Below are 7,194 nucleotides of genomic sequence, written 5' to 3' on the forward strand. Positions count from 1 at the left end.
TTTTAATCACCAAATGTATGATGAATGCGTTGAAGCAAAGAGAGGTGTTTCATTTTCTTAGTCCATTGAAGTATTTCTGCCGTGTTATCCCCAAAAGGAGCAGTTCCATGCGCCATTTGAAATACCCATATTCCTCCAGCTCTCATGTTTCCTTCGATCAATATAATGTCCCCATCTTCTCCTATAGCGAAATCCCAATTGACTACCCCGATTTGAGGTATAGCCCTGTGGAGTCGTTTTGCTTCTTCAAGGATTTGGGGTATAAAATCGATGCGATATCCATCAAATTTAATGCCGGAGTCTGGGTGCTCACTGTAACGTTTCCCATATTTGTTCATCGCAAAGGGCAGCATAGAACCCTCATCAGAAACGCCTACAAAAATCCCGCCTGCGCTTGCGTTGTCCACTTGCATGGTTCCAATACCGAGACGCACGATTGCAGGTACAGTTAAGATTTCTCCATGCCACCTATAGGTCATTACTCGGATGGTGTTGACGCTCTGAGGGTGCAAGGTTTTAAGGCATGGATGGCATTGGATACAGCGTTGGACAGAGTAGTCGTTGCCAAAAGATTGGATGAGATCACGAACCTCTTGTTCTGCCGAAGCGCCAGGAACTTTGTTTGTGAAATATTTACAACCAGAACCTCCACATGAATCAACGGAAGCCTTAATGAAGAATTCCTTTTCCTGTGCTAGAGACTTTATCATAACATCTTCTGTGCATTTGTTTAGTGAAGAGTCGATTATGAATCCTTTAGAGCAAGAAAAAATGACTTCAGGAGTATGTATCCCGAGACCTTTGGCTATGTGAGAGAATACATTTTTATCGTTGAAAACATCATTATATCGGACATAGGCGTTCATATAGCGCTCAAACTCCGGGATGTAGAGTTGTTCCGGAAAAAATGCTTTATTGAAACGGCCTGAGTATGCATAATAGGTTAGATGACACGTATAGTCTATTTTACTGCCCCAGTTGGTAAGGTAGAAATTATCTATCTCCCTTTTTTGTTCTTCGCTGAGACGTACATTGCCTATACCAGCCAATCTTTTGGGGTTGTGAACTTCAAGTTGTTGCAGGCGCAAATCCCACTTCTGTTCTTTACGCTCAATGAGTTCGTGATATATTTGGTTTAGATATTTAAGTAATGACATAAATGATTGCTTTAGGTTCAGTTATACAATATTATTTTCTCATAATCAGACATATGATTTTATTGCGTTCCTGAGATGTTGCAGAACAAAAAAAGATGACGCCGCCACCAATAAGTACATTGAGACATCCTGTGACCAGGAAGCGATAATCCATATTAAGCCAATGGCAACAGGCATAGCAAACTGCACACATTATTAAACATGAAGGCACAATTCTCAGAATTACCTCACTGATGAAGGAGTAGAACTTCAGCCCTCCATTAAACATTAAATATGGAACACGGATAATGCCAGACAAAATCTCACATGCAAAAAAAGAAAGTGTCGCTATTTCAACAGATTCGCCGTGAAGCAGAAGATAATATGCAACAGGTACACACAGCGCCTTGGTCGTGAACACGAGAAACGTGAAATTTCTTATCTTGCCAATAGCAGTGTTGGCCATATTCAGGCCGATTGTAACCTGGTCGCACAACACCGACAATAGCAAAATGCGACAGAAGACGTCTGCATAAGGAGGAATTGCATCAAGCCAAAATAATAATATCGGACGAATCTCGAATATGAGAGGAATAATGCAGAGCGCTGACATAAGGAAACAGTATTTGCATGCCTTTAGGGCGAGGCTTAGCATCTGTTGGCGATTGCCGCTTCCTTCTGCCATGACCACCTGAGGACGAATAGCATTAATGATTGCTTCGGATAAGAATTGAGTAGCACCGAAAACTTGAGTGGCTACTCCATAAGCTGCATTGATGACGGTGTCGAAAAACCTGTTTAAGACAACGGCTATACCCTGATTGCGGAAATAGACGCATAAAGTTCCGTAGAGTGTCCATGTCGCGAAACTGATAATCTTTTTTGTGATTTCTTTCTTGAAAAACTTGATGCTGGGCGCAAGGACACATTCTTGATAATGCAGTTTACTATAGATTGCCAGCATTAACAGGTTGAACAGCTGAATAGTAGCAATAATCAGCGCATAGAATGGAAGACGCCATTCTTCAACGAGAAACAGACAGAAGACTAAAGACAGTTTGAGAATACCATCCAAAACATCTACGATAGAAATATAGACTATGTTTTCGTGAGCAATCAGCAATGAGCGAAATGGGGCGGTAATAAAAGTAAAAAATACCGATATTAATACTAAAAAATAAACATATTTTGACTCAAGCAGCTTTTCTGGTTGTATATTGAGGAAACCATAATCGAAAATGAGAGAAACCAGTGAAATTGCCAATAACGATAGCAGCCCCCCGAACAGCCAGTGAAGCAGGTAGCTATTGGCGAATATCAATTTGACTTCAGTAGTGTTGCCCTGACCAAATGCAAAAGAAAGATGCCGTTGTGTGGTGGTAATCAACGCATTGACTAGGTAAGGCAGCAGCGCAACGATGCCAGCTACAAGCATGTATATACCGTAATCCGACACACCCAAGGCCTGCATGACAATACGTGTGGAATAGAGCGACAGAATAACGTTTATTATTGTTCGAACGTTCTGAGCTATAGTGTTGACGACAAGACGTGTGCTAGGATTCATCTTGGGGAGTTAATTGAGCGTTTAGTTGCGGATAATAATCGGCAAGGGTTAATATACAAAAAACAAGAGGTATAGGATATACTTCCATGAGCATCATCAAGCAGGAAATTGATATTGCGGCAAGCAGACAATCTCCGTGGAAGTTATGGACACTGGCAACATTAATTAATGAACGCATCAATAAAAATAAATAAATAGCAAAGGCAATAATACCACCATAGATAAGCGTGGCTAAAAGAATATTGTGCGGACCGATAGCAAAGGAGGTCATGTGGGCAAGATACCAGTCCTTATCAGGAAAGCCATAGCCCAACAGAGGGGATTCGGCAATGATGCGGAGTGCAGAATCCCACATGTGAGTACGATATGTGAATGTAATATCCTTGTCTAAAACATCTTCAACAAACCAAACGGCAAATTCGTTATGTTCAATACCTTTTCCTGAGAAACACACGAGAATCTGGAAAAGAGCAATAAAAAAAAACAATATCTTAACACTTGTTCTACGAAAGTATGCTGAAGGAATAAGACATAAAAGGAGAAACAATATAATGCAAGTAGCAGCAGTCATGGAGCCTACCATAACAGGAATAGAGACACAAGCTAAAATGGATGGAATAAGTAAAAAATAAAATGCTTTACTGATTTTCAAACAAAGAAAATTAACAACAAGGGCTATTAATATGCGTAAGCCCATCTGATTGTAGTTACCACCTAATATATAGGTAGTAATTTCTTTTTCTGCCTCAGGGACTAACCACATTTGTGGTTGGGTAATTAACTGGTGTAGCTGTGCAAATAGTCCAATATTAAAGCCAAAAGCTAATCCAAGTATTAAATACTTTATCTGACTATTGTAAAAGTAGAATGCTAATCGAATAAGTAGAATGTCAATTGAGACATATAACCAGTTTTTGGCATCTGTACCATGGATGAATGAAGAGATAGCAATTATGGTAACAAATAAAAAAAATATCAAATCATGTTTTGCTATAGTCTTCTCTCGGATTATTTTGTAGAACAAGAAAAAGCCTCCAATTAACATAAGTGCTAAAAGTGCATATGAGGCTATTTGTATATCAACAGCTGTAAAATCCATTGACGCATGCATGGAAAAAAACGCCATTAAAAGAAATGGTATTATTTTTTGAATATTTAGCTTAATCTGCATGCTTTCAGGTATGCTTAGAAAATTAGAAGATATCTTTTCTGGTTAACCACACAGATAATATTACACTGGACAGAACAAGCATCATTGCTACAAAAATCATGCGTTTGGGGCCTGCAGGCTTAACAGGTGCAGTGGCACTTTTCAGAGTAGTAAATGCAGGGGTTTTCTCCTGTAGCTTTACTTTACTGGTCTGCAACTGGGTTTCCATAGCAGTGAGGGTATTCTGCTTCAGCATCATATCGTTCTTCAGCTTATCACGATCGCTTTGATAGGTCTGAAGGACGGTGTTCATATGACTGTCACAATATCCGTTGTATTTTTCCGTTGCTTTGTCGTATTCTATTTCGGCACTATCGCGCATTTGCTGATAATGCACTAGATCTTCTTTTGCCTTGCTGGTACGGTAGCGGATGATAAAGTCCTGCAGGTGTGCCTTTACACTGTCGGCCATAAATGTGCAAACAAGTGGGTCTTGATCTGTAACACTGATGGTGATGACACTGTTCTTCTTGTCAACAGTACAACTAATTTTTTCCATAACGGAGTTCATCAGCATATAGTCACTGTAGCTCATCATGGCAGGGTTAATATCGGCAAAGTTATCAGAAGACGGTTCCTTAGGACTGATAAGACTGGAAACACTCGACTTTATCCAATTTAATGGGAATAGGAGCCAATTCTTTTTTTGATACTTCCTAATATAAGTGTAGTAGTCTGTCTGAAGGCTTTCTTCGTCTTTTCCTCCCATCGTCTTGATTTGTATGCCATAAAGCCCAAAAACAAATTCTGGACTCTCAAACAATTCGGGATAGAGTTCTGGATAGATGGCATCCCTACTGGTTAAACCGCCAAGGTTTACCCCAAACGAAGAGGCAATACTAGAAAGTCCGCCTCCAACATCCTCTCCGCTCATTTCTGGAGCAAGTTCTACCTCACAAGTATAATAGCGGGGCTGGGGGAAAATCCAGATGCAGGAGAGTACAAAAGTCCATGCCCATACTTTATAGAAAAGACAACGCTTAGTCCAAAGTGTGTGAGCCACTTTGGTAAGGTCGATAATACGTTCGTTTTGCTTTTGTTCCATCGAATTTGGGAAATATCTTTGTTACAAAAATACAGTTAATCAGTCTCAGGTATTTGTTCTTTAGTTCTGCAAAATTAGACAAAATTCTCGAAATAGCAAGTCTAATAGAAAAAAACTTCCATATAACATTAAAAATAAGGAGAACACTTTCTCCTACTAAATGTTAAAAAATCTACTTCCGAAGTAAAATATTTACAGAATAATTTGGTTTATATTATAAACTTATCTACATTTGCACCGTGAACCGGACACAATTGGCTTTTGATGTGCTTTCTGCAGGAGCACGGACAAGGCCAGAGAGTAGTAAACCAAAAGTAGAACATCTTTAAAATGAAACAACAATGGAAGAAAAAAATAATATGACTGCAGAGCGCAGTCTGGAGATTATTACAGAGCAAATAGAGCGTAGCCGACAAGTAGTGGCAAAGGACACGGGGCTTTCGCTCTATGTTGCGGGTCTTTGCACGATGGGAATGGCACTTCTTATCGGCATCCTTATCTATCTAACGTCCAATACGGCTTGGTATCTTATGTACGTATTGCTGCCTCTCATCATCTTTGCTGCTGACCGCTATGCAAAGAGAGGCAAGCCGAAAGTCCCAGCCAGTTTGGTTGGTTCAATGGTAGACAAGACGTGGCAAACATTCGGTATTTTTGTACTCGCATACTTCGTGTTTGGCATCCTATACAATATGCTGATGTCACACTTCGAACAGCCCGATGTCTATGAACGTCTGGAGATTTATCCCCTTCGCGTCGTACTCCTGCTTATGGGCATGACCATCACCATTAACGGTTATATCCTGAAGAGCCGCTGGATGGTGTGGTGTGGCATAGTGGGTGGCATCGGAGGCTTTATCTGGGAGTCGTTCTACGTCTCACTTACACTGACTTCATGGTTGTTGGAATACTACACCAGTGCTGACTACGTAGGCGTAGCCCACGGCATAATTCCTGCCCTCATCGTTGCGATTTTGGCCTTTATCGGATTGACATTGCCAGGCATAAAACTTAAAAACAAGTAAGCCTATGATGTTCCCAACATTAGACCCATTGCTGCACTCCGAGTTGCGACTGGCTGTGATGTCGCTGCTTATCAATGCCGAGGAGGCTGAGTTTCCCTATATTAAGGAACAAACGGAAGCTACGGCGGGCAATCTGAGTGTGCAGATAGACAAACTCTCGGCAGCGGGCTACATAGAGGTAGAGAAGACTTTCAAAGGCAAGAAGCCATGCACCCTCTGTCGTATCACCCCAGCTGGTCTGAAAGCTTTTGAGGAGTATGTTGAATCATTAAAGAGTTATTTGAAATTATGAAAATGCAATTATTGGCTTAATTTACAAATAGTAAACAAGCGAAGTAGCATTCAAGTTACTTCGCTTGTTTTCTTAATACTCATCCTCGTTGAAGTTTAAAGCACGTACTGAGTACCAGCGAGTTACGGCGCTCTGTGCCATTATTGTGCCACGAATTCTAGACATAAGATCAAAGATTATGCCAGGAGCTTCTTTACAATCTCAGAGATGACTCGGCCATCGGCCTTTCCTGCCAACTGCTTGCTGGCTGTGCCCATTACCTTGCCCATATCCTTCATGCTGGTGGCTCCTACTTCAGCGATAATCTTCTTCACCTCTGTCTCAATCTCCTCCTGAGAGAGTTGCTTCGGCAGATAGCTTTCCAAGACTTCCACCTGAGCCAACTCTGCATCGGCCAAGTCCTGACGACCTGCCTGTGTGTAGGTTGCAGCAGTTTCTTTACCTTGCTTGGCCAGCTTGGAGATAATCTTCAGCGCATCGGCATCAGCCAATGTGTCGTTGGCTCCTGGAGCCGTTTTTGCCTCCAGAAAAACTTTTTTGATGTTGCGAAGTGTCTCCAGACGCACTTTGTCGCGAGCCTTCATTGCGGACTTGATGTCCTCACTAATCTGATCGAATAAAGTCATAATATTGATGTTTTTAATCATTAACGGGTAATCTGTACTAAAGGTGAACCAAGTGCGGTCTCAATTTTGGCGATAGTACTGGTTGTGAAATTATGCCGGCCCGTCAACCAACGCGACACTTCCGACTCCCGCTTGCCTAAGCGACGAGCCAGTTCACGCTGGGAGATATTCTTCTCCTTGAGTATCTCGTCCATCCTCTCAGCGATGCCAAAGGAAAGTTCAAACTCTGCCTTTTGCTCTTCTGGTATGGCAGCCAGACTATCCCTAAATAACTTATTTTGTATCATAGGTTC

General features: G+C 41.4%; 8 protein-coding genes. 2 read left to right on the forward strand and 6 right to left on the reverse strand.

The window, feature by feature from the left end:
* Positions 1-2: 2 nt before the first annotated feature.
* The 4 genes from L6475_RS12140 to L6475_RS12155 are packed head-to-tail and all read right to left on the reverse strand — an operon-like array spanning position 3 to position 4,958.
* Positions 3-1,157 carry a sugar-transfer associated ATP-grasp domain-containing protein gene (locus L6475_RS12140; RefSeq protein WP_237820401.1) on the reverse strand — a complete coding sequence of 385 codons (1,155 nt, stop codon included), beginning with the start codon at positions 1,155-1,157 and terminating at the stop codon, positions 3-5.
* 31 nt (positions 1,158-1,188) lie between these two features.
* Entirely contained in the window at positions 1,189-2,703 is a 1,515-nt protein-coding gene (locus L6475_RS12145) for a hypothetical protein (RefSeq protein ID WP_237820403.1), read from the reverse strand.
* Entirely contained in the window at positions 2,693-3,874 is a 1,182-nt protein-coding gene (locus tag L6475_RS12150; protein WP_237820405.1) for an O-antigen ligase, read from the reverse strand. Before L6475_RS12150 ends, L6475_RS12145 begins: the two co-directional genes overlap by 11 nt.
* A 22-nt stretch (positions 3,875-3,896) precedes the next feature.
* The gene (locus tag L6475_RS12155) at positions 3,897-4,958 is read right to left on the reverse strand and encodes a chain-length determining protein (RefSeq protein ID WP_237820407.1); all 1,062 of its coding nucleotides are present in this window, start codon (positions 4,956-4,958) and stop codon (positions 3,897-3,899) included.
* A 341-nt stretch (positions 4,959-5,299) separates the two neighbouring features.
* Here L6475_RS12155 and L6475_RS12160 point away from each other — a divergent pair, with 341 nt between their 5' ends.
* Both L6475_RS12160 and L6475_RS12165 read left to right on the forward strand, forming a co-directional pair.
* Complete coding sequence (locus L6475_RS12160; protein WP_237820409.1) at positions 5,300-5,983, forward strand: hypothetical protein; 684 nt, start codon at positions 5,300-5,302, stop codon at positions 5,981-5,983.
* 7 nt (positions 5,984-5,990) lie between these two features.
* A complete protein-coding gene (locus L6475_RS12165) occupies positions 5,991-6,275 on the forward strand; it encodes a transcriptional regulator (protein WP_237824158.1) in 285 nt (94 codons plus the stop codon).
* Between the two features lie 176 nt (positions 6,276-6,451).
* Here L6475_RS12165 and L6475_RS12170 read toward each other — a convergent pair whose 3' ends face one another.
* Positions 6,452-6,901 (reverse strand): GatB/YqeY domain-containing protein, encoded by a 450-nt coding sequence (locus L6475_RS12170; RefSeq protein ID WP_237820411.1) that lies wholly within the window; start codon positions 6,899-6,901, stop codon positions 6,452-6,454.
* Positions 6,902-6,921: 20 nt separating this feature from the next.
* On the reverse strand, positions 6,922-7,188 hold the full coding sequence (locus tag L6475_RS12175; protein ID WP_237820413.1) for a helix-turn-helix transcriptional regulator: 267 nt from the start codon (positions 7,186-7,188) through the stop codon (positions 6,922-6,924).
* Positions 7,189-7,194 lie beyond the last annotated feature (6 nt).

The sequence above is a fragment of the Prevotella sp. E9-3 genome (genome assembly GCF_022024015.1).
Taxonomy (GTDB): Bacteria; Bacteroidota; Bacteroidia; order Bacteroidales; family Bacteroidaceae; genus Prevotella.

Bases quoted from the DNA above. Each gene is read 5' to 3' on its own strand.
- L6475_RS12170 (WP_237820411.1), bottom strand. From the start codon at position 6,901: ATGACTTTATTCGATCAGATTAGTGAGGACATCAAGTCCGCAATGAAG.
- L6475_RS12175 (WP_237820413.1), bottom strand. From the start codon at position 7,188: ATGATACAAAATAAGTTATTTAGGGATAGTCTGGCTGCCATACCAGAA.
- L6475_RS12140 (WP_237820401.1), bottom strand. From the start codon at position 1,157: ATGTCATTACTTAAATATCTAAACCAAATATATCACGAACTCATTGAG.
- L6475_RS12150 (WP_237820405.1), bottom strand. From the start codon at position 3,874: ATGCAGATTAAGCTAAATATTCAAAAAATAATACCATTTCTTTTAATG.
- L6475_RS12155 (WP_237820407.1), bottom strand. From the start codon at position 4,958: ATGGAACAAAAGCAAAACGAACGTATTATCGACCTTACCAAAGTGGCT.
- L6475_RS12165 (WP_237824158.1), top strand. From the start codon at position 5,991: ATGTTCCCAACATTAGACCCATTGCTGCACTCCGAGTTGCGACTGGCT.
- L6475_RS12145 (WP_237820403.1), bottom strand. From the start codon at position 2,703: ATGAATCCTAGCACACGTCTTGTCGTCAACACTATAGCTCAGAACGTT.
- L6475_RS12160 (WP_237820409.1), top strand. From the start codon at position 5,300: ATGGAAGAAAAAAATAATATGACTGCAGAGCGCAGTCTGGAGATTATT.